General features: G+C 40.5%; 25 protein-coding genes. 23 read left to right on the top strand and 2 right to left on the bottom strand.

The window, feature by feature from the left end; genetic code table 11:
• The 20 genes from lpxK (at nt 1) to pyrF (ending at nt 15,166) form a co-directional block, all read left to right on the top strand.
• Nucleotides 1-1,005: a tetraacyldisaccharide 4'-kinase gene (gene lpxK / locus AC4CU3_RS00860; protein WP_218288436.1), complete on the top strand. Its 1,005-nt coding sequence runs from the start codon at nt 1-3 to the stop codon at nt 1,003-1,005.
• Between the two features lie 8 nt (nt 1,006-1,013).
• Nucleotides 1,014-1,775, top strand: a complete 762-nt coding sequence (gene kdsB / locus AC4CU3_RS00855; protein WP_490737920.1) for a 3-deoxy-manno-octulosonate cytidylyltransferase — start codon at nt 1,014-1,016, stop codon at nt 1,773-1,775.
• A gap of 19 nt (nt 1,776-1,794) precedes the next feature.
• Nucleotides 1,795-2,778, top strand: coding sequence for a DNA polymerase III delta subunit-related protein (locus AC4CU3_RS00850; RefSeq protein ID WP_490737919.1), 984 nt, complete (start codon nt 1,795-1,797; stop codon nt 2,776-2,778).
• A 14-nt stretch (nt 2,779-2,792) separates the two neighbouring features.
• Entirely contained in the window at nt 2,793-3,134 is a 342-nt protein-coding gene (locus tag AC4CU3_RS00845) for a PilZ domain-containing protein (protein ID WP_005401154.1), read from the top strand.
• A gap of 26 nt (nt 3,135-3,160) precedes the next feature.
• Complete coding sequence (locus AC4CU3_RS00840; RefSeq protein ID WP_078425022.1) at nt 3,161-3,934, top strand: TatD family hydrolase; 774 nt, start codon at nt 3,161-3,163, stop codon at nt 3,932-3,934.
• Between the two features lie 45 nt (nt 3,935-3,979).
• The gene (locus AC4CU3_RS00835) at nt 3,980-4,594 is read left to right on the top strand and encodes a TetR/AcrR family transcriptional regulator (protein ID WP_114836892.1); all 615 of its coding nucleotides are present in this window, start codon (nt 3,980-3,982) and stop codon (nt 4,592-4,594) included.
• Between the two features lie 12 nt (nt 4,595-4,606).
• Entirely contained in the window at nt 4,607-5,176 is a 570-nt protein-coding gene (locus AC4CU3_RS00830; protein ID WP_078388685.1) for a type II secretion system protein, read from the top strand.
• Between the two features lie 34 nt (nt 5,177-5,210).
• Nucleotides 5,211-5,654, top strand: coding sequence for a type II secretion system minor pseudopilin GspI (gene gspI, locus AC4CU3_RS00825; RefSeq protein WP_373863453.1), 444 nt, complete (start codon nt 5,211-5,213; stop codon nt 5,652-5,654).
• Complete coding sequence (gspJ, locus tag AC4CU3_RS00820; protein ID WP_178927931.1) at nt 5,651-6,271, top strand: type II secretion system minor pseudopilin GspJ; 621 nt, start codon at nt 5,651-5,653, stop codon at nt 6,269-6,271. The genes gspI and gspJ overlap by 4 nt, the downstream gene beginning before the upstream one ends.
• Before the next feature lie 78 nt (nt 6,272-6,349).
• Nucleotides 6,350-7,300, top strand: a complete 951-nt coding sequence (gene gspK, locus AC4CU3_RS00815; RefSeq protein WP_490737918.1) for a type II secretion system minor pseudopilin GspK — start codon at nt 6,350-6,352, stop codon at nt 7,298-7,300.
• A 122-nt stretch (nt 7,301-7,422) separates the two neighbouring features.
• Nucleotides 7,423-8,019, top strand: coding sequence for a 6-pyruvoyl trahydropterin synthase family protein (locus tag AC4CU3_RS00810; protein ID WP_278344805.1), 597 nt, complete (start codon nt 7,423-7,425; stop codon nt 8,017-8,019).
• 41 nt (nt 8,020-8,060) lie between these two features.
• On the top strand, nt 8,061-8,774 hold the full coding sequence (gene ung, locus AC4CU3_RS00805) for a uracil-DNA glycosylase (RefSeq protein WP_004696856.1): 714 nt from the start codon (nt 8,061-8,063) through the stop codon (nt 8,772-8,774).
• On the top strand, nt 8,771-9,892 hold the full coding sequence (locus AC4CU3_RS00800; RefSeq protein WP_490737917.1) for an enoyl-CoA hydratase/isomerase family protein: 1,122 nt from the start codon (nt 8,771-8,773) through the stop codon (nt 9,890-9,892). The genes ung and AC4CU3_RS00800 overlap by 4 nt, the downstream gene beginning before the upstream one ends.
• Nucleotides 9,893-9,897: 5 nt before the next feature.
• Nucleotides 9,898-10,398, top strand: coding sequence for a tRNA adenosine(34) deaminase TadA (tadA, locus tag AC4CU3_RS00795; protein ID WP_490737916.1), 501 nt, complete (start codon nt 9,898-9,900; stop codon nt 10,396-10,398).
• A 75-nt stretch (nt 10,399-10,473) separates the two neighbouring features.
• A complete protein-coding gene (locus tag AC4CU3_RS00790) occupies nt 10,474-10,905 on the top strand; it encodes an SRPBCC family protein (protein ID WP_490737915.1) in 432 nt (143 codons plus the stop codon).
• 17 nt (nt 10,906-10,922) lie between these two features.
• A complete protein-coding gene (cmk, locus tag AC4CU3_RS00785) occupies nt 10,923-11,606 on the top strand; it encodes a (d)CMP kinase (RefSeq protein ID WP_348929048.1) in 684 nt (227 codons plus the stop codon).
• A 113-nt stretch (nt 11,607-11,719) separates the two neighbouring features.
• On the top strand, nt 11,720-13,396 hold the full coding sequence (gene rpsA / locus AC4CU3_RS00780; RefSeq protein ID WP_159151531.1) for a 30S ribosomal protein S1: 1,677 nt from the start codon (nt 11,720-11,722) through the stop codon (nt 13,394-13,396).
• Between the two features lie 161 nt (nt 13,397-13,557).
• Nucleotides 13,558-13,863 (top strand): integration host factor subunit beta, encoded by a 306-nt coding sequence (locus tag AC4CU3_RS00775; RefSeq protein WP_114837717.1) that lies wholly within the window; start codon nt 13,558-13,560, stop codon nt 13,861-13,863.
• A gap of 17 nt (nt 13,864-13,880) precedes the next feature.
• Nucleotides 13,881-14,246 carry a lipopolysaccharide assembly protein LapA domain-containing protein gene (locus AC4CU3_RS00770; protein ID WP_004696867.1) on the top strand — a complete coding sequence of 122 codons (366 nt, stop codon included), beginning with the start codon at nt 13,881-13,883 and terminating at the stop codon, nt 14,244-14,246.
• Between the two features lie 239 nt (nt 14,247-14,485).
• Nucleotides 14,486-15,166: an orotidine-5'-phosphate decarboxylase gene (pyrF, locus tag AC4CU3_RS00765; RefSeq protein WP_004696869.1), complete on the top strand. Its 681-nt coding sequence runs from the start codon at nt 14,486-14,488 to the stop codon at nt 15,164-15,166.
• A 127-nt stretch (nt 15,167-15,293) separates the two neighbouring features.
• On the opposite strand, the gene AC4CU3_RS00760 is transcribed toward pyrF, so the two are convergent.
• On the bottom strand, nt 15,294-16,202 hold the full coding sequence (locus tag AC4CU3_RS00760; protein ID WP_159151530.1) for a LysO family transporter: 909 nt from the start codon (nt 16,200-16,202) through the stop codon (nt 15,294-15,296).
• Nucleotides 16,203-16,247: 45 nt separating this feature from the next.
• A complete protein-coding gene (locus AC4CU3_RS00755) occupies nt 16,248-17,753 on the bottom strand; it encodes a flavin-containing monooxygenase (protein WP_490737914.1) in 1,506 nt (501 codons plus the stop codon).
• A 149-nt stretch (nt 17,754-17,902) separates the two neighbouring features.
• On the opposite strand from AC4CU3_RS00755, the gene AC4CU3_RS00750 reads away from it, so the two are divergent.
• From AC4CU3_RS00750 to AC4CU3_RS00740, 3 genes are all read left to right on the top strand, one after another.
• Nucleotides 17,903-18,910 carry an AraC family transcriptional regulator gene (locus AC4CU3_RS00750; protein ID WP_004696875.1) on the top strand — a complete coding sequence of 336 codons (1,008 nt, stop codon included), beginning with the start codon at nt 17,903-17,905 and terminating at the stop codon, nt 18,908-18,910.
• 85 nt (nt 18,911-18,995) lie between these two features.
• The gene (zapE, locus tag AC4CU3_RS00745; RefSeq protein ID WP_490737913.1) at nt 18,996-20,147 is read left to right on the top strand and encodes a cell division protein ZapE; all 1,152 of its coding nucleotides are present in this window, start codon (nt 18,996-18,998) and stop codon (nt 20,145-20,147) included.
• Nucleotides 20,148-20,509: 362 nt separating this feature from the next.
• Nucleotides 20,510-22,672 (top strand): malate synthase G, encoded by a 2,163-nt coding sequence (locus AC4CU3_RS00740; protein WP_178927940.1) that lies wholly within the window; start codon nt 20,510-20,512, stop codon nt 22,670-22,672.
• The last annotated feature ends 253 nt before the right edge of the window (nt 22,673-22,925 follow it).

The raw sequence follows: 22,925 nt of genomic DNA, 5'->3' as shown, positions 1-22,925 counted from the left end.
ATGTCAGGTGCACAGTTTATTCAGGATGCTTGGAACTCACAGGCAAAGTGGTTAATTGTGCTTCGTCCGCTGTCTTGGTTATATCGAGGTGGTTTTCTTTTAAACCGTAAGTTGTATCGGTGCAATATTAAAAAAGCGTATACGGCTCCTGTACCTGTCATGGTGATTGGTAATATTACCGTGGGTGGGAGTGGTAAAACTCCTCTGCTCATTCACTTAGTGAGTTATCTGCAAAGTAAGAATATTCGAGTGGGTGTGATCAGTCGTGGTTATGGTGCCAAGGGCCCATTTCCGACTATGGTGGATCTGAACTCATTACCTGAAAATGTAGGTGATGAACCAACACTCATTGTGCAATCTACTGATGTGCCGATGGCAGTGGGTCCCAACCGCCAAGAAAGTATTGAACTGCTTTTATCTCACTATCCCATTGATTTGATTATTAGTGATGATGGGCTTCAGCATTGGGCATTAAATCGCCAAATTGAGTGGATTGTTCTAGATAATAATCGTGGACTAGGCAATGAAAAGTTATTGCCCGAAGGTTATTTACGAGAACCAAAGTCTAGATTGGATCAAGGCATAGTGATCGAACATGCAGATCATCCTACACGTAGTATGCACATGCACTTAGAAGTTGCAGAGCCTTATTTGTTGAACAGTACTGAAGCGAAAGCATTCAATCCGCAAGATGATTTTTATGCGGTCGTGGGGATCGGGTTTCCGCAGCGTTTTTATCGTACTTTAGAGCGTATGGGAGTACAGCAGTTCCAGTGTCATGAGTTTGCCGATCATTATGAGTATGAGTTAGAGGATTTGGTTTTTGATGATGCCAATCCCATTATTACCACTGAAAAAGATGCAGTGAAAATTTTAGCGTTGCTCAAACAAAACCCTAGTTTTGCCCGCGATATTTGGGTTGTTCCTGTCGATGCGGTGTTATCGACGGCGTGTTATGACACCTTACATCAACAGCTCGCCGCTGTAGGTATTGAAATTTCTTAAGGTCTATTATGAAGCATATTGTTATTCCTGCGCGTTTTGCGAGCACACGTTTATCTGGAAAACCACTTCTTAAAATTCATGGTCGTGAAATGATTTTACGGGTCGTTGATCAGGCGAAGAAAGTGGAAGGTTTTGATGATCTCTGCGTTGCAACGGATGATCAGCGAATTTATGATCTTTGCATGGCTGAAGGCGTGGATGTAGTGTTGACCTCAGCGGATCATCCTTCGGGAACAGACCGCCTTAGTGAAGTGGCGAAAATTAAGGGCTGGGCCAGCGAAGATATCATTGTGAATGTTCAAGGTGATGAGCCTTTATTGCCGGCGGCTTTGGTTAAGCAAGTCGCGCAACTTTTAGAGTCACAAGCTGAGTGTTCAATGTCGACCTTGTGTGAACCAATTCAGCATTTAGATGAATTTAAACGTGACAGCATTGTTAAAGTGGTGATGTCGAAGTACAAACAAGCACTTTACTTTAGTCGTGCCACTATTCCATATGACCGAGATGCTGCAAAACAAGTGGAACAAGCGTTGCATAAACAAGCCTTCCGTCATTTGGGCTTGTATGCTTACCGCGTGAAATTGCTCCAAGAGTATGTGACATGGGATATGGGTACACTCGAAAAGCTCGAAAGCCTAGAGCAACTGCGTGTTTTGGAGAATGGGCACCGTATTGCCATTGATATCGCAGAGGCAAACTTACCACCGGGTGTGGATACACAAGAGGATTTAGATCGTTTAAATGCCATGGATGTGGCTCATTTTGCATAATAGAACTTAGGTCATCTACATGAAGCAAACGCTGCCTGAGCAGATTTATCCGTGGCATCAAAATGTTTGGGAAACTTTAACCACACGCTTTCCTCATATCGGTCATGGCTTATTGTTTTATGGTAAAAAAGGTTGTGGTAAAGAGACTTTTGCTGAGCAGTTTCTTGCTTGGGTCTTATGTGCTAAGCGGCAGCCAAATCATTTGGCCTGTGGGGAGTGTGGAAGTTGTCAGTGGTTAAAGGCGGATACACACCCCAATTATGTGCACATCACTACCGATGAAGACAATAAGAAACAAAATGCTAAGATCAAAATTGAGAAAATTCGTGATCTGCTGCCTTTTGTGCAGCAAACGGTAGACGGTTGGCGCGTCATCATTATTGAACCAGCCGAAGCTTTAAATACAGCTTCAGCCAATGCTTTATTGAAAACGCTTGAAGAACCAGGTGATCGTGTTGTTATCATTTTATTGGCAGATCATTATTTAAAACTGCCTGCAACCATTCGCAGTCGTTTGCAACATTTTGCTTTGGATCGCATAAATGAACAGCAAGCAGAGCAATTTTTAAATCAGCATTTGTCCCATAGCGATTTGGCACAGCAACATTTGTTGATGAACTTGTCCAATCATATGCCGTTGCAGGCAATTACATTGTCCGAGAGTGAATGGATTCCCCAACGTGCTGAATTTTTAAAAGATTGGCAAAAGTTGGTGATAGATAAAAATATGCCGACGGCAATTGCGACCAAGTGGAATAAAGCGCTGACATTTAGTGATTTTAGTCAAATGTTTGAGTACTTGTTGTCAGATTTGATTTGTGTCAAGCTAAATCAGCAGTTAAAAAACACTGATTTGGATTTTAATGTGCTGGCAGAACGGTATTCACTTGAAACTTTGTTTTCAATTTATGCTGAGTTGCAACAGTCAAAACAATATATTGAACAAAACGTACAAACTAATTTAGTGCTCGACCAATTGTGTATTCGGTTGATGGATGTTTAAAACAGGGGAATTTTATGCAACCACGTATGGGCGGGATTATTCAAGCCAATATTCCAGATAAAGCAACGTTATATGCAAGCTACATGCCCTTTGTGGTTGGTGGTGGTTTATTTATTCCATCCAAACAACCCGTAAAAATGGGAGAGGAAGTCTTTGTTTTGGCAACATTGCCAGAGCAAGCACAGAAAATTCCTCTCACAGGTAAAGTGATTTGGATTTCGCAAAAGCAAAATGGAATCAAACTCCAAGGATTTGGTATTCAACTTTCTGGGGAGAAAGGGGTTTATTACAAATCAGAAGCGGAAAAGTTGCTTGCAGGTATTAAGTCTGAAGGGCGAACTAGTTACACTATGTAATTAAGTATATGAAGTAGGAAACGCCTGTGTTTGTAGATACACACTGCCATTTAACCATGCTAGATTTAACCCCTTATGATGGGGATTTAGATTTAGCATTAGCGCAAGCACGTGCAGCGGGCGTTCATCGCTTTATGAGTATCTCGGTTGATCTTGATGATCATATTGAGCTAGCAAAAATTGCGGCACGGCATGACGATGTGGGCTATAGCGTCGGGGTACATCCTTGTGAAGATCCTGAAACCATGGCTCGTGCAACCACAGACTATTTAATTGAGTTGGCACAGCCTGAAAAAGTTTGGGCAATTGGTGAGACTGGGCTCGATTATTTTCATAGTACAGATTTCATCGCTGAGCAAAAAGACTGTTTTGCACGACATATTCATGCTTCACAAGCCGTAAAAAAACCAGTTGTTGTGCATACCCGTTCTGCCAAGCACGATACTGTTGATATTATCCGTGCTGAAAAATCAACGCATGGAATTTTGCATTGTTTTACAGAAGACTGGGAAACGGCCAAAGCTGTCTTAGACTGTGGTTATTATGTATCATTTTCAGGAATTGTATCTTTTAAAAATGCGCAAGATTTACGTGATGTGGCGAAGCAAGTTCCTTTAGATCGTTTGTTGATTGAGACGGATAGTCCTTATTTAGCCCCGATGCCATATAGAGGAAAGTCTAATGAGCCAAAGTACGTACCTTATGTAGCCAAAGCCTTGGCAGATGTATATGATAAGTCCTTAGAAGAGATGGCGTTCATCACAACACAGAACTTTGAAAACCTTCTCAACATGAAGTAAATAAATTGAAACGATAAAAGTGTATAAGAGAGTACTAGGGTGAAAATGGATCGTCAGGCTCAGTTTCGAGCAAGAGAAGCGTTAATTTTCCAAGTGGCTGAACAGTTACTTTTAGAAAATGGCGAAGCAGGAATGACCCTTGATGCATTGGCTGCGGAATTAGATCTAGCAAAAGGTACGCTTTATAAACATTTTCAAAGTAAAGATGAACTGTATATGTTGCTCATTATTCGTAATGAGCAGATGTTGCTTGAAATGATTAAAGATACAGATAAGCAGTTCCCTGAACATCTGGCTTTTTTTATGTTACACCATTTGCATCATCCTGAACGCACGGTGCTATTTCACCAAATAGAAGAGCGATTATCCACCACAGGTGTTGGGATCTATCAGTTGTTTACTGAACTTTATCAAATTCGGAAGCAACGTCTGCGTTTAATTATTCGTATGACCGAGCGGTATTTGGAGTCGATAGAGAGTCAAATGACAGTACGTGACTATTTAGCATCTATTTGGTCTTTGACGCACGGTGCCGCAGCGATTTTGAACTCTAGTTTTTATCAACGATATTTGGGGTCGCGCGATACTTTGCGCGTGGCCTACATCGACCAAGCTCTGGCGATGCCTAAACAAACGGGCGCAGCGGGATATCTTGCTTAGCGGATAGGATGTATGAAACAGAAACCACCTTCAAGGATTCAAGGATTTACACTGGTTGAATTGATGGTGGTTATTGTTATTATGGCCATTCTGGCATCATTGGTGATGTTAAATATCAATGGAGTTGACCAACGTAAAGCTGCGCAAGCCCGTGATTTTTTTATCATGGATGTACAGAAAATTGCACGTGAGGCAAATGATCAAGCACGTGTTTTGGCATTAGAAATCTATCCTGCGACTGATGTGGCTGATTTTTCTTATGCTGTCGTTGAATATAAAAACCCACAACTCATCATGCAAGCAGAACAACAAAATAATGTAATGTTGAATCATCAAAAATGGCAAAAATATAATGAGTTCCCGCAGCAAATGTTAGCTAAAAATGTTTCTTTTGCTGTGCAATCCTTAGACTATGATGTTTCCCAAGCCCAAAACGATGATTTAACCCAAGAGAATGCACCTAAACTGATTTGGTTGGGGAATGGCGAAGCCAAACCTGTTCGTATTCAATTTTATTATGCCAATGAGCCCGTGGGTGCAGAAATTGAAATTGATCATTTGGGTAAAATAAATGCGAGCTAAAGATTTAAAGAATAGTCTGCCGGCTTGCGCTCGAATGAAATGCTATTTCATTAATTCTCGTACCTCAAGCATAGCTTTTGGCCTTGCTCGAGTTAACCGTGTCTCAGGATTTACGTTACTGGAAGTGATGGTGGCGCTGGCTATTTTTGCTACGGCAGCGGTCGCTTTAACCAAAGTGGGTATGCAATATACTCAGTCTACAGCCCATGCCATCTTGCGTACCAAGGCACAATTTGTTGCCTTGAATGAAATTTCGATGATGGAAATCAATCGTGATTGGCTACAAGGCACGGCCTCTAAACAAATCACCCAACAAGGTGAAACTTGGCAAATTGATAAATCAGCGCAAGCAACGATTAGTACTAATGTGCAACGCGTCAATGTACAGGTGAGCTTGGTGAATACTGAAACTGGAAAAGTAGATTCGGGTGTTACGAGTTTAGTTTTTTTTAACCATCGTGATGGAAGCCAACCATGACAAAACGCTCAGGCTTTACTTTGGTTGAGTTATTGGTGGCAATCGCGATTTTTGCTGTGCTTTCAGCTTTGGGTTGGAAGGTTTTTGATTATCTGATCAAGATTAAAGAGCGTAATACCCAACATGAACAGCGCTTAGGTCAACTACAAGAAGCATATCAACAAGTGTTACGTGACACGGTGCAAATTGTACCAATTACTGCCAATGTTGCGGGGCAGGTTCAACCCGCAGTCATGTTGCAAAATGGTCAGTTAACCTTTAGTAAAGCTGGCGTGACTGATCCTTTAATGCAAGGCATACCGCCTGAAGAGCGAGTTGAATATATTTATAAAGCAGATGAAAAAAAACTGTACCGTTATAAATATAAAAATTTAAATCAAACAGGTAATGATCAACCTGAAACCAGTGTTCTACTTGATTCAGTTGATCAATTTCAAATTATGTTACTCAATCCCAATGAAATGGCACAATGGCCTGAGGTGGCATTGAGTGAAAATGATGTGACTCAGGCAAAAATACTACCGCGCGGTTTAAAAATAAACCTCACTGTCAATGAGGTGAGTTATGAATGGGTGTTTAGTTTATTAAATACAGACTTTTTAAAACAAAAAAATTAAGTTGCAGGATATGAAACTCACGGACTCTATGCAAAACCATTTTTCCTTAAATGTATTCGTTGTAAATAGGTGGATGTTTTGAAGCGCTCTCAGCATGGCATTGCATTGATCACCATTTTGGTGATGGTGGCTTTAGCAACTATCCTTGCGGCTACGATTGCGAAACATCAGCGTAATACCGCAGAGAGTACGGCTTATTTAATGCGACAAAACCAAGCTCTGTTATACGCAAAAAGTGCTGAAGCTTTTTTTTCTGAGTTGTTGGTGGATGATGCTCAAAATGCAGCAGAAGTCGATCATCTACAAGAAACCTGGGCGAAGCCCATGCCTGCTTTTCCAGTGGAAGATGGTTTTGTTTCTGGGCGTTTAGAAGATGAATCGGGTAAATTTAATTTAAATGCTTTAGTTAAGTCGGATAAAAAGCCGAATGAGGCTGCAAAACTTTGGTTTGAAAAGCTGTTGGTACGTGTGGGGTTGCCTGCGCAACTTTCAGAAGCAGTGATTGATTGGCAAGATGAAGATGATGAAGTCAGTGGGCCGATGGGTGCTGAATCTGCTTATTATCAAAGTTTAGCTCAGGGTTATCTGACATCAAATCGTGCTTTTTATAATGTTGAACAGTTGAAGTTGGTGCGTGGGTTTGAGGGGCGTAACTATCAACTGATTGCACCTTATGTGAGTGCTTTACCGAGTAATGAATTAAAGGTGAATGTAAATACTGCACCTGCGCTGGTGTTGGCCAGCATTGATCCTAAGTTGGATGTATCTGCTATTCAAAATTTACAAAAGCAAAGACAGGCCAATTTGGAGTATTTTTCCAATGCTAATGAACTGTGGGAGGTCGATCCGTTTAAACAAGTGGACGAAGCTCAGCGGGCTACTGTTAATGATTTTCTCGGAGTTCAATCGAACTATTTTAAAGCCAGAATTGAAATCTTGTTGAATGAGCGTAAGCGTCAGTTTAGTAGTGATTTGGTGCGAAAAGATCAAATGGTATATGTGGCTTATCGGAGCATGTCACCGTTTTAAATGGTGGATATAAGACTGATATGATTTACCAATTGGATTGAATAATAAAATAAATGAGCATAGGTTTACTTTTGCTTTATAATTAAAGTCAATTCTTAGAAAGTTTGATTGCATTACGGCATATGTTAATTCGTAAGTTATTTAAGTTTGAAAATGCCCATATTGTACGTAACTGTACATCGGATCGTTGTAAACGCTCCATTCATGGTCACAGCTATAAAGTTGAATTACTCCTCAAAGCGTCGAAATTAGATCATGGTCAAATGGTTTATGACTTTGGCTTGCTGAAAGGGGTGATTAAAGACCTTTATGACTCTTTTGATCATGCGATTTGTTTTTGGCAAAACGATGATCCAGAATATATCCAAGCATGTAAAACATTTAGTGCGCGTTGGGTGTCACTGCCTGTTTCGCCATCGGCTGAACAATTTTCACGTATTTTCTTTTATCTTGCACAACAAGTACTCACGTCTACCGTGACTCAAAACGGTGAAGGCGATGTAGAAGTGTACTCGGTGATTGTGCATGAGACCGATACGGGCTATGCACAGAGTTTTATTGAAGATATTGAAAATACTCAGATGGGGCTTTTAGATTTAAGCCAGATCGAGTTTTCAGAACAAATCCAAGCGGAATGGGCGGACACTGAAATGTATACCAAATTAAAAGAAGGTATCCAATTTCACAATCCGAATGTAGAATTGCAAGTCAAACTGTGAAATTTGTCACGGAATATACAGTAAGGGAATAAGGCGCAAGTATGTCTTTAACAGAACAACAGCAAACCAAGCTTGATAAAATTCAGCTGGATGCCAGTTGGAAACATGGATTAAGTGACTTTTTGCTTAGTACTAAGATGGATGCGTTAAAGCAGTTTCTTGTTACAGAAATAAAAGCGAATAAAGTGATTTATCCGCCAAATGCGCTGATTTTTAATGCATTTAATACGACGCCTTTGGCGAATGTAAAAGTGGTAATACTCGGACAAGACCCATATCATGGGCCGAATCAGGCACATGGGCTCAGTTTCTCTGTGCAAAAGGGGCTTGCTTTACCACCATCTTTACGTAATATTTTCCATGAGTTAAATAAAGATTTAGGAATTGATATTCCTAAACATGGGGATTTAACTCGTTGGGCGCAGCAAGGCGTTTTGCTGTTGAACAGTGTATTAACCGTTGAAGCTGGTCAACCTACATCACATCAAAAACAAGGTTGGGAAGACTTTACCGATCATGTGATTGATGTTTTAAATGAACAGCGTGAGCATATTGTTTTTATTCTTTGGGGAGCATATGCGCAGCGGAAAGGACAACGGATTGATCAAGAAAAGCATTTGGTGTTAAAGGCGGCGCATCCGTCACCTTTGGCAGCAAACCGTGGTGGATTCTTCGGTTGTAAAGTTTTTTCAAAATCCAATAATTATCTTAAACAACATGGCATTGAGCCTATAGATTGGCAGCTGGACGCATGACATATTCTCCCGTTTCTAAAAACTACCATCCAGATTTGATTGTAGAAGAAGCAAAAAATGGTTGGCGCATTGTTCGTCTGAATAGACCAAAATCACTTCACGCTTTAGATGAAACGATTGTTTCAGCTTTATTTGAAGTATTTCAAGATTTTCATAGCGATGACGCAGTAAAAGCCATTTGGTTGGATTCAACCACACCAAAAGCATTCTGTGCGGGTGGTGATGTACGTAAACTTCGTCAATTGGTGATTAACGATGAAGTTGAAACAGCCAATCAGTTCTTTGAGCAAGAATATGCTTTAGATTTGTTACTACACAACTATGCTAAGCCTGTCTTGGTCTGGGGTGAAGGTTATGTCATGGGTGGTGGTTTAGGTCTGTTTATGGCAGCGCCATTCCGTTTGGTGACACCGCATTCACGTTTAGCGATGCCTGAAATTAATATTGGTTTGTACCCAGATGTGGGTGCAACGCGTTTCTTAGCGGATCGTGGGGCAATTGGTTTGTTCACGGGCTTAACGGGTTCAATCATGACGGCTGCGGGCGCATATAGTATTGGTTGGGCAACACATATCTGTGATGCACAGCGTAATACGGTGCTTGAGAAAGTCATTAATATTGACTGGAGTCATTATCCAGCAGGTGATTTTAGAGCGATTGATGATACCTTAAATAGTATGCACCGCCCAGTAGGTCCAGGCCCACTACAAAACTCGTTGGATGTGATTCATAGTGTATGTCGTGGTGTGAACTTTGAGCATGATTATGATGCTATTGTTGGTTTAAGTGATGCGCGTAGCGATTGGCTTCGTCAAGCCAGTGAGAACTTGCAAAAAGGTTCGCCTACAACTGCAGCATTAACATGGCTGTTATGGCAGTGGGGGAAGCAGGTTCATTCATGGAATGAAGTGTTTGAGCTTGAGACACAAATTTCTGACTGGAAAATTCGTCATGCAGACTTTGTTGAGGGTGTGCGTGCACGTTTAGTGGATAAAGACTTGTCGCCAGCATGGAAACAAGGGGCTAGTAACAGCTTGAAGGGTATTTTCGCTAGTAATCCACCAACAACGAGCATTGAAAGCTGGAATGAACTCCTTAAACATTACGATGTAATCTAATCTTTATGACTGATGTTTTAAAAACAGATAGTGAATGGATGCAGCTTGCTTTAGATCAGGCTGCTATTGCAGCGTCAAAAGGTGAAGTCCCTGTTGGAGCAGTGATTGTAAGTCAAAATAAAATTATTGGTTCGGGCTTTAATGCGCCTATTACGCTAAATGACCCTACCGCGCATGCTGAGGTTCAAGCACTTCGCGATGCTTGCCAAAATACACAAAATTATCGTTTACCTGATGATGCGGTCATGTATGTGACGCTTGAGCCTTGTACCATGTGTGTAGGTGCTTTGGTGCATGCACGCGTTTCAAAAGTAGTATTTGGTGCGACAGAGCCGAAAGCGGGCTCTCTTATAAGTGCACGTAAATTATTTGAAACGGGCTATTATAATCATCAGTTCTTGGTTGAGTCGGGTTGTTTACATGAGCAATGCTCACAGCAGCTCAGTCACTTTTTTAAAATGCGCCGCGAACAAAAGCGACTATCCCGTCTACAAGAAAAGGGATGAATGAATTCGTAAAATAATAATTTCATGTAAAATGAAATGACAATAATTATTGTCAAATAAGGCGTTGGAACCACCATGAATAATATTCAGATTAAAAAAGAATTTAATGCACCCGTAGAGCAGGTATTTGATTTACTTTCTAAACACTCAACCTATAACGTCGCTTTTGCACCAGTTCAAGTGGTGCGAGTGAAAGATTCAGCAGATCCAGAACGTCCGGATGGACTTGGTTCTGTACGTCGTATGGGTTTTGGTCCAATTAAACCGTTGAAAGAGCAAATTACATTAATGAATGTGAATGAGCGTATTGAATACAAGATTATTAAAAATCCACTCATCAAACATCATTTGGGTATTATTGAGTTTGAGCCGATTGACTCGAATAAAACTTTAGTGACCTATACGATTGAATTACAGGCACGTGCACCTTTTGTAAGTAAATTAATCCTTGCACAGCTTAAATCTGCGATTAAACTAGGTTTTTCGAAACTCGCTAAATCTGTATAACAAACTTTGGGTAAGCAATGACAGTTCAAATAATCACAATTGATGGTCCAAGTGGTTCGGGTAAGGGCACACTGGCTGCGAAAATAGCAGCTCATTATCAATTTCATTTACTTGATTCGGGAGCGTTATATCGCTTGTTGGGCCTGTCATTGCATCAACAAGATTTGTTAGATGCTTTGTCAAGCGAACTGAGTCAATGTGTCGAAATTGCTAAACATTTAGACATACAATTTTTAAGTTCCGCACAAGGCACACAAGTCTTGCTCAATGGTGAGGATGTTAGTCAAACCATTCGAACTGAACGGGTTGGGGAGTTTGCATCAAAAGTTGCAACAATTCCTGAGCTTAGAGCTGCACTGGTCGATCGCCAGCATGCTTTTGCACAAGCACCGGGCTTGGTTGCAGATGGTCGAGACATGGCCACATCTATCTTTCCAGAGGCTCAAGCCAAGATTTATTTAACCGCTTCAGCCCAATCTCGTGCTGAACGCAGAGTAAAGCAGTTGCAGGGTATGGGGCTGGATGCTAAAATAAACGATATTTTAGCTAATATTGAGGCACGTGATAAACGTGACATGGAGCGCAAAGTTGCTCCACTCAAACCAGCAGCTGATGCCTACATCATTGATAGTTCTGAATTGAACATTGATGAGGTATTTCAGCTTATGACGGCTTATATCGATAAGCAATTAGCAAACTAACGAATTTTTATATTCAGCAGAAGCATAGCTTGATCAGTTCAAAATGGACTATGTAGACGCTTAACTAAACCGGCCTTGTCTGATCCAAGACCGCTGACTTTATCAGGTATATCATGACCGAATCTTTTGCAGCCCTCTTTGAAGAAAGCGAATTAAACATCAACGTTGAAAAGGGTGCTGTCATCCAAGGCGTTGTAGTAAACATCGATTCTGATTGGGTAACAGTTGACACTGGCCTTAAATCAGAAGGTATTGTTGACCGCGCTGAATTCTTAAATGAACAACGCGAACTTGAAGTTCAAGTTGGCGACACTGTTGATGTTGTTGTTGAAGCGCTTGACAACGGCATGGGTCAAACAGTTTTATCACGTGAAAAAGCGAAACGTGCTGAAACTTGGACTAAACTTGAAAAAATCTTTGAAGACGGCGAAATCGTTACTGGTGTTATCTCTGGTAAAGTTAAAGGCGGTTTCACTGTTGACATCGGTCCAGTTCGTGCGTTCCTTCCAGGTTCTTTAGTTGATACTCGTCCTATTCGTGATACTACTCACTTAGAAGGTAAAGAGTTAGAATTTAAAGTAATCAAACTTGATGCTAAACGTAACAACGTTGTTGTATCTCGTCGTGCTGTTATGGAAGCTGAATCTTCAGCTGACCGTGAAGCTCTTCTTGCTCAGCTTGAAGAAGGTCAAACAGTTACTGGTACTATCAAAAATCTTACTGACTACGGTGCATTCGTTGACCTTGGCGGTATTGATGGTCTTCTTCACATCACTGACATGGCTTGGAAGCGTATCAAGCACCCATCAGAAGTTGTTGAAGTTGGTCAAGAAGTTACTGTTAAAGTACTTAAGTTTGACAAAGAACGTAACCGCGTATCTTTAGGTCTTAAGCAATTAGGCGAAGATCCATGGTTAGCGATCATGAACCGTTACCCTAAAGGTTCAATCGTTAAAGCTCGCGTAACTAACTTAACTGACTACGGCTGTTTCGCAGAAATCGCTGAAGGCGTTGAAGGTTTAGTACACGTTTCTGAAATGGATCACACTAACAAAAACATCCACCCATCTAAAGTTGTTCAGATTGGTGATGAAGTTGATGTTATGGTTCTTGAAGTTGACGAAGAGCGTCGTCGTATCTCTCTTGGTATCAAACAAACTCGTGCTAACCCATGGGAAGAGTTTGCTAAGAACCACGACAAAGGTGAAAAAGTTTCAGGTACTATCAAGTCAATCACTGACTTCGGTATCTTCATCGGTTTACCAGGCGGTATCGATGGTCTAGTTCACTTGTCTGATATTTCTTGGAACGAACAAGGCGAAGAAGCTATCCGTCGTTACAAGAAAGGTGACACAGTTGAAGCGGTTATCTTGTCTGTAGACGCTGAAGGCAACCGTATCAGCCTTGGTATCAAGCAAATGAACAGCGATCCGTTCAACGATTTCTTAGCTGCTAACGAACGCGGTGCGCTTGTAAAAGGTACTGTAACTGCTGTTGACGCTCGTGGCGCAACACTTAAGTTAGCTGACGAAGTTGAAGCGACTCTTAAAGCATCTGAAATCAACCGCGACCGCGTTGAAGATGCAACTAAGTTCCTTGAAGTTGGTCAAGAAGTTGAAGCGAAAATCATCAACGTAGATCGTAAATCTCGCTCTATCAACTTGTCTATCAAAGCGAAAGACGAAGCTGAAGAGAAAGAAGCAGTTGCTAACTTGAAGACAGCAACTACTGGTCAAGACAATGGTCCTAAGACTATTGGTGATTTGATCAAAGCTCAAATGGGCAACTAAGTAGATGTTTGAATTGTATTGTTAATGTAAGTTAACTAATACTTTTTACACAAATACAATAAACGGTAGCGTAGTATTCACTTATTACGCTACCGTTTTGTATTTAAACAGGTTATTATCAATCTATCTACAAGGTAGCTTGATAATTAAAGAGGTCGCAGATGACTACTGAAGCACTTAATAAGTCTGACTTAATAGAGCGTATTTCTCTTAAAAACCCGCACTTAGCAGAGCCATTAGTGGAAGAAGCTGTTAAGATTATGATTGATCAAATGATTGAATCTTTGTCTTCTGATAATCGTATTGAAATTCGTGGTTTTGGTAGTTTTGCACTCCATCACCGTGAACCTCGTGTTGGGCGTAATCCTAAAACGGGTAAGTCAGTAGAAGTGGCTGCTAAAGCTGTTCCACACTTCAAACCAGGTAAAGCATTACGTGATGCAGTAAATGAGACTGCAGGCGAATAAAATTTATTGGGGTGCTTATGCGTTACGTATTATTCGCATTATTAATTGTACTGTTTGGCTACTGCCTAGCTTTGGTACTACAAAACGGAACTGAGCTAACCGTTGATCTGTTGTTTATACAGGTTCCAGCAATGCGTTTAGGTCTATTGTTATTATTGACAATGGCTTTAGGGATTGTGTTGGGTTTGTTAATTGGTGTTCAGGTATTTCGTGTATTCCAGAAAGGTTGGGAAATTAAGCGACTACGTAAAGACATTGATCACCTTCGTAAAGAGCAGATTCAATCCGCTCAGTTGGCTGCTGCTGAAGCTGCAGCACATACAAGACATGAAAAAACGGTGTTAGACATCAATCCTAATGATCGTCCATCTACACCGCTTTAAGCCACAATATGAAGTAAGATTTTTATCTTAGGAAGTATTGAAGCAAGTTTGATTTAAACGCCTTTGGATATATAGCCAAAGGCGTTTTTTATTGTGCTTTAAAATATTGATAACTATATAAAAAGTATATGAATAAATAACTTAGTTTGAATTTTAAATGGTTTTTAGAAAAATAGTCTTGGTCGTTTTAGGCTTAATCCGTATAATGCCATAATTTTGTGAGTTTGAAGGGTCTCCCCATGAGTATTATTGTTGCCTTAGATGCAAAAAGTCATTATGACGCAATGACAATTGCTGGGCAATTAGACCCTCAATTATGCCGTGTAAAAGTCGGTAAAGAATTATTTACCCATGAAGGCTCATCTATTGTTAAAGCTTTACATGGTGAAGGCTTTGAAGTCTTTCTAGATCTAAAATTTCACGATATTCCAAATACGACTGCGCAAGCGGTATGTGCTGCTGCAGATATGGGGGTTTGGATGGTAAATGTCCATGCTTCAGGTGGCCGTAAAATGATGGAAACCTGTGTTGAGCGCTTAAAGGCTGGCAATTATAATACTCAACTGATTGCAGTAACGGTGTTAACTTCAATGGGCCGTGAAGATTTAGCCGATATTGGTCTGGATATTGAACCATTTGAACAAGTCAAGCGTCTAGCAAAACTGACTAAAGACAGTGGTTTAGATGGTGTGGTATGTTCAGCGCAAGAAGCAAAAATGCTGCGTGAGACTTTAGGTTCAGAGTTTGCCTTGGTGACGCCGGGCATTCGCCCTGAGGGTTCAAGTGCGGATGACCAAAAACGTATCGTAACGCCAAAACAAGCAATGTTAGACGGTGCAACACATCTAGTGATTGGTCGACCAATTACGCAGTCTGCAAATCCGTGTCAGATGCTCAAAGATATTTTAGCGACGCTTTAAGCGACTAGAAATTTAAAAAGCCTTTCTTTCGAAAGGCTTTTTTTATGGATTAAATCTTAAAAGAATTGTTGGTGAGCGAAGTGGCAACAGCAAAATAAAAAGACTGCATTGAATAGAGTGCTATACTTTACAGAGCAGCCAATACACTGACAACAATCGGTGCCAAAACTGACAGGATGAAACCGCTCACCATGGCATGTGGAATAAAGTCATTCCCACAGGCTTGTTTGACCATCGGTAGTGTAACATCCATTGCTGTAGCTCCTGCAGATGAAATTGCAGAGCGAGGGTAACGCCAGCCAATAATGTACATAAACATAATCGCAAAGATTTCTCTGAACAAATCATTCATCAGTGCAATACTGCCTAAATGTGCATTCTTTAACTCCGTGACCACAATGCCAGTCATAGAGTAGAAACCATAACCTTGAGACAACATAATCAGGTCTTTTAGTTGAATGCTCGGCACAAAATAGGCCGTTACAAACGCCCCGATAATTGAACCCAGAATACAACCAAGTGGTACGAGCAGTATTTGCCAGTTCAACCATGAGCGATCTAGTGGGGAATAGGCTAAATCAAGCCCGATCAGGAACATAAAAACCAGTAACAAGTTCCATGTGCTGATATGAAGGGTATAGCCGAAACTTGAAGATAGCTCTGCAAAGCCATAACCCAAGGCCAGTGCGATAAATGCATAACTGATATTGATTAATGATTTGCTCACAAGGCTCATGGACACTTTGCCATGACTCGGTTGGTAGCCCAAAAGTTTAAATAATATGTAACAACAGACAAAAGCACCGATACTGGTCATCACTGCTAAAAGCGCTGCATGATTGAGTATCTGCCAAGGTTGGGCAATGTTATGCAAAGTCGTTGAAAACTCAATCGCAATTGCGATTAAGAGAATATAAGTAAAATAGGGGAGGATTTGAAAGGCAAGTCGTTCAAGCCATTTGGGTAAACGACGCGCCAAAACAAATCCAAGTGCTAAACAAATAAGAAGCTGAAAAATCAACCAAAACGATTGCATGTCAAATAAAGTGTGAAAAAATACTAACTTATTATGACCGCGATCTTAACTTATTGCTTGACTATCTTGCTTAGAATTTAAAAAACGATAGTCTGCTGGATTGGCTTTTCGTGTTTTTAGCCAATATTTCCATGTATAGCTTGGCCATAAAGAGAAATTTTTCCCGTCCGCTTGTTGATACCAGCTGACACAGCCAGATTGCCAAATGGTATCTGTAAATTGACTTTGTAAATGCTGATTAAATTGGTCTTGAATATCTGCTTTCACAACGATTGCTTGAGATTGGATTTTTTGTGCCATCTCGATGAGCTGTAGAATGTAATTTACTTGTGACTCAATCATAAAAATAACCGAGTTATGACCTAAGACTGTATTGGGCCCTAAAAGCTGAAATAAGTTTGGGAAGCCTTTGGTGCTAATCCCATAGAAGCTTTCGGCTCCATCTTTCCACGCGTCTGTAAGCTCAACATGATTCAGCCCTGTACAGCTAAAGGATTTAAGATAAATACGTGGGTCAGTCACAAAACCTGTGCCATAGATGAGGCAATCAATAGGACGCTTTTTTCCATCTTTGGTGATGATACTGTCCTCAGTTAACTCCAAAATATCATCGGTAACCAATTCAACATTTTTACGGTTAAAGCTTGGGTAATACTTGTTGGAGACCAAGATGCGTTTACAACCCATAATATAGTTGGGAATCAGCTTATCTGCGGTTTCAGGGTCTTTGACTTGATGGTGAATATACGCTTCTGCTAGTTTTTGTGCATATTTCATGACCTTTGGTTTCATAATGGGAACTACACGAGATTCATTTGTCCAATACAGACGAGCTCGATGAATTTTTCGAAACCAATCAAATCGATTAAACAGTGTTTTCTCAATCGGTAAATAACGACGTTCATCCCGAGGAATAACCCATGCAGCTGTCCTTTGTAGTACGTATAGTTGCTTCACTTTTTCTGCAATTTCAGGAATATATTGAATCGCGCTACCCCCAGTGCCAATAGAGGCAACATTTTTATTGCTGAGGTCATAGTTATGATCCCACTGTGATGAATGGAAAACTTTGCCTTTAAATTTCTCGATACCCGAAATACACGGAATTTGCGGTACATGCAGTGGACCAGATGCGAAAATAACAAATTGAGCGGTCAGAGTTTCATTTTGATTAAGGGTGAGTTGCCATAAACACTGATTGTCTAAGTAATGTGCAGCACACACTTCGGTGTTAAAGCGGATATAAGGCTGCAATTGATGTTCAGCGGTAAGTGTTTGCATGTATTGATAAATTTCAGGTGCTTCAGCATAACGTTTAGACCAGTCGGTCTTGGGTGAAAAAGACAAAGAATAGAGATGTGACTGTACATCACAAGCAGCACCCGGATATTGGTTTTCACGCCATGTTCCCCCTATTTCACTGGCTTTTTCTAAAATTACAAAATCACGAATATTGTTTTGTAAAAGACGAATAGCCATCGCTAAACCACCAAAGCCTGCACCAATAATGGCGATTTTTACCTGAGGGGTTGTTGAATTTGCTGCCTGCATTTGTTTTTTCCTTTTTGTTTTACTTTATTGTAGAGCAACTATCCAGAAGGTCTATGATAGCCCTGACAAGAAAATTGATAGATTCGGCAATTGTTGTGCGCTAGGTGGCTGTAGTAAAACATAGGCCAATATTTTGCTTTTAATTGATTATGAAACGTTCTGTACTTGGCTTGATGTATTTGATTCAAGGAATGCGTAAAGCAGGAGTCGCAGTCGATCAAAAGTTACAAAGCATTGGCTTACGTGTGGAGTCGCTTGATCCGAATGCGATCATTCATCCTGCTCTAGAGTGGGATATTTTGAAAATCATTGCAGAGGATATTGAGCCTGAGCAAGGCTTGTTTATTGGTCAGCATTATGTTTTGGCAGGATATGGCCCCTTACTGATGTTATTGATGACCAGTCCAACGACACATACCGCGTTAGAACAGGGTATTCGCTATCAGAGTTTGACGCATTTGAGTGGCTTATTGGGTTTGAAAAAACAAAATGATCAAGTCGCACTGTGTTATCTACCGAGAGACTTGCAAACACCTGTGGGTCAGTTGCGTGCACATTCTGAAATAGCGGGAACATATAAGTTTTTACAAGATATTTATAAGATGATTGGGCTGGAAATGCCTGAGATTCGAATTACTTTACCTGTTGCACGACCTGAAGATGCGAAAAAACTGGTGCTCTATCAGCAGGTTTATGGTCAGCAAGTGAGTTTTGGTACGCAGCAAGCTGAATTTTGGTTTGATGAATGGGTTTTAAATGTGCCGATTCCTTCAGCAGATTTGATGACATTTAACGTTTATGCAGGCAAATGTCAGGCGGAATTGCAGCGTTTGGAAGAAACAGCAGAGCAGCCGAGTCTGATTCAACGTGTACAAGATTATTTGGAGTTGCAACGAGGTTTACTGCCGACCATGGCTGAAACCGCGCAAGCTTTGAATTTGCCAGAGCGAACCTTAAGACATCAGTTGCAACAGTTAAATAGCAGTTATAAACAAATTCGTGAGCAATTAATGAAAGATCGTGCACTACATTTAATGGAATATCAGGAATATTCCATTGAAATGATTGCAGAGTTATTGGGTTACTCGGAGCCTGCAGCCTTTAATCATGCATTTAAACGGTGGTTTGGTTACAGTCCACGACAATATGGGAAATAGCCTAAGCATAATTATGCCAAAGTGTTATATATTAACTTTTCCACTCCGCTATAATTGATATAGCCTAAAAACAGTATTAAATGATATGTCAGATTTTAATTCACCTACCGCATTCAGTCCTTTATCTCCTGCAGAGCGCTATGCGCAAGCCTTAGCATCCGGACAGTTCATGTCTGATGAGGCACAAGCTCAGGCCGTTCATGAGTTGGATCGCGTTTGGCATGAATTAATTCAACGTTTTAAGGCATCTAAAAAAGCATTCCGTCGTTTCCGCCGTCAAACTTCTCCACGTGGTGTATATATGTGGGGCGGTGTAGGCCGTGGTAAAACATGGCTGATGGATCAGTTTTATGACTCAATTCCATTTCGTCGTAAAACACGGATGCACTTTCACCATTTTATGCAACATGTACATCGTGAGCTCAACAAGCTTTCAGGTCAGCGTAACCCTTTAGATGCGGTTGCGGATCAAATTTATAAAGAAGCAGTGGTTATTTGTTTCGATGAGTTCTTCGTCTCAAATGTGACGGATGCCATGATTCTTAGTGATTTGTTCCAAAAGCTTTTTGCACGTGGCATTACCTTGGTGGCAACCTCAAACATTGTGCCAGATGGTTTATATAAAAACGGCATTCACCGCGATCGTTTCATTCCAACCATTGAAATGGTGAAACAGCAGTGTGTGATTTTAAATGTAGATGCAGGCGTGGACTACCGTTTACGTGTTTTAAAACAAGCGCAACTCTTTAAATCTCCTTTAACACATGAGCATCAACGTTGGATCGCACAGCGTTTTAGCGCCTTGACACAAACTCAAACCATTTCAGATGAGCCGATTATTATTAATAATCGTATTGTAGAAACGGTCGGGCATACTGAAGATGTTTTATGGTGTGAGTATTCAGAGCTGTGTTTAAAACCACGTAGTCCTGCTGACTTTATCGAAATTGCAAATATTTATAATACTGTATTGGTGAGTAATGTTCCGCATTTGACTGATTATCTTTCTGAAGGGACACGTCGTTTTATTTATCTGGTCGATGAGTTTTATGACCGTGGGGTAAAACTGATTTTAACCTCAGAAGATACAATTATTGATTTGTACTCTGGTGATAAATTAGCCTTTGAAATTGAACGCACGCGTTCACGTTTATTGGAAATGCAATCAGATGATTACTTGAATGAAGCACATCGACAAATACAAGCTGAAGCAAGTAAACAACAAGAAGAAATTTAAAAATATAAGCACCCAAAAGGGTGCTTTTTTTATGTGCATTTTCATCGATTAATTTATCGACTTTTTTGAATAATCATGGCTTAATCAGGATTGAAAATAGGGAGAATATTGGTTTTAAGTGTAAAAAATATACAAAACTGCACTTAAGTCTAATTTCGGCATTTCAAAAACTTAATAAACTACTAAAGAGCATTTTGTAAATTGATAATGCTTGTGCCTTGAGCAGTATTTTATTTGGTAGTTTGTATACTTTATTAAATAAAAAATGATCACTATTTCGCACGGTGATATTACTATTCAGCCAAGTTTAAATCGGTATACTAGAATCTCTTGTATAAAAAGTAGCAATATCAGGAAAGACAATGACTGCACGTATTCAAAAAGGCAAGTTAGCGATTGCTAAAGAACTTTACGATTTCATCGAAAATGAAGCACTTCCAGGTTCAGGTTTGGACAGTGAAACTTACTGGAAAAACTTTGAACAAGTCGTTGTCGATCTTAGCCCAAAGAACAAAGCACTATTGGCTAAGCGTGACGACATTCAAGCGAAGATCGATGAATGGCACCGCAACAACAAATTTGAACTTGGAGCTTACAAAGCTTTCCTTACTGAAATTGGCTACTTAGTACCAGAAGTAGAAGATTTCCAAATCAGCACAGAAAATGTAGATGAAGAAATCGCATTATTGGCTGGTGCGCAATTGGTAGTACCTGTGCGTAATGCACGTTACTGCTTAAATGCTGCAAACGCGCGTTGGGGCTCTTTATACGACGCACTTTACGGTTTTGACGTGATCCCTGAAGACGGTGGCGCGGAAAAAGGTAAAGGCTATAACCCTGTACGTGGCGACAAAGTTATTGCATTTGCTAAAAACTTCTTAAATGAAACCTTCCCATTAGCGAATGGTTCGCATGCTGAAGCAATAAAATATGCAGTTGAAGGCAAAAAGTTGGTTGTGACGTTAAAAGACGGTTCGACATCGACTTTGGCTAAAGAAGCACAATTTGTCGGTTTCAATGGTGATGAAGCTGCACCAACAGAAATCGTACTTTTAAACAACGGTTTACACGTTGTAATTGAAATTGATGCAAACAGCCCAATTGGTAAAACAGATGCTGCTGGCGTAAAAGATTTAGTTCTTGAAGCTGCTGTAACGACTATTCAGGATTTAGAAGATTCGATCGCTGCCGTAGATGCAGAAGAGAAAGTTGAAGGCTACCGTAACTGGTTAGGTTTGATGAAAGGTACACTTTCAGAGTCTATCGAGAAAAATGGTAAAACCGTTACGCGTACTTTGAATAAAGACCGTACGCACAAAAACTTGATTGGTGGTGAAACGAAACTTCATGGCCGTTCATTGATGCTTCTTCGTAACGTGGGTCACCTCATGACCAACCCTGCGATCTTGGTAGATGGTGCTGAAATTTACGAAGGTATCATGGATGCATTAATCACTCCGCTTTTGTCTTTTGCAGACATTAAAGGTGAAAACGAAAACAAGAACTCCCGTAAAGGTTCTATGTACATCGTTAAGCCAAAAATGCATGGTCCTGAAGAAGTTGCTTTTGCAGTTGAATTATTTGAACGTGCAGAGCAAGCATTAGGTTTACCTGAGAAAACGTTAAAAATCGGTATTATGGATGAAGAACGTCGTACATCTGTAAACTTGAAAAACTGTATTGCGCAAGCAAAAGACCGTACCATCTTCATTAACACTGGTTTCATGGACCGTACAGGAGATGAAATCCATACCTTTATGGAAGCAGGTCCATTTGTTCGTAAGGGTGAAGTGAAATCACAAATTTGGTTCCCAGCATATGAAAATCGTAATGTGATGATCGGTCTTCAAGCGGGCTTACGTGGTAAAGCACAAATTGGTAAAGGCATGTGGCCAAAACCAGATATGCTTTTAGACATGTACAAAACCAAGATTGAACATCCAGAAGCGGGCGCAAGCTGTGCATGGGTTCCTTCTCCATCTGGTGCTGTCATTCATGCGATTCACTATCACCAATGCAACGTGTCTGAGCGTCAAAAAGAATTATTGAATACAGAGCCTTTATCATTAGATGATTTGTTAACACCACCTTTAGCGACAGATACCAACTGGACTGAAGAAGAGAAAACCAAAGAGCTTGAAAATAACCTTCAAGGGATCTTGGGTTATGTTGTGCGTTGGGTTGACTTGGGTGTAGGTTGTTCGAAAGTTCCAGACATCAATAACGTGGGTTTAATGGAAGACCGTGCAACTTTACGTATTTCATCTCAACACGTTGCAAACTGGTTACGTCATGGCATCGTATCTGCTGCGCAAGTTGAAGAAGTGATGCAGCGTATGGCGAAAATCGTAGATGAGCAAAACGCAAACGATCCACTTTACACCCCTATGGCGCCAAGCTTCGATGGTTATGCATACAAAGCAGCCTATGACCTTGTGTTTAAAGGTGGTGAGCAGCCATCAGGTTATACAGAACCACTTCTACATGCTGCACGCTTGAAGTTAAAAGGTTATACAGGAGATTAATCTGTAAAGCTAAAAAAGCCTCTTCGGAGGCTTTTTTATTGGCTGAAATAAGTCGCACTATGTCTATGGAGGAAAACAATAAGACTGATTTAATTTTGGGTAATAGTGATCTATAGATTGGCGCTTGCTTAGAGCTATGAATGGGTTTAAGCATAGGGCTAAACAAGTATTTCAGCTAGACGCTGCGGATAAAAGCCTTATACAATTCATTATATAAAGCTCGTCATACTATTGTTAACCATCAAGTTGGATG

The sequence above is a fragment of the Acinetobacter sp. 802_lipA genome, from assembly GCF_058242885.1.
The sequence above is the reverse complement of the archived record's forward strand: the minus strand, read 5'-3'. Positions and strand labels throughout refer to the sequence as shown.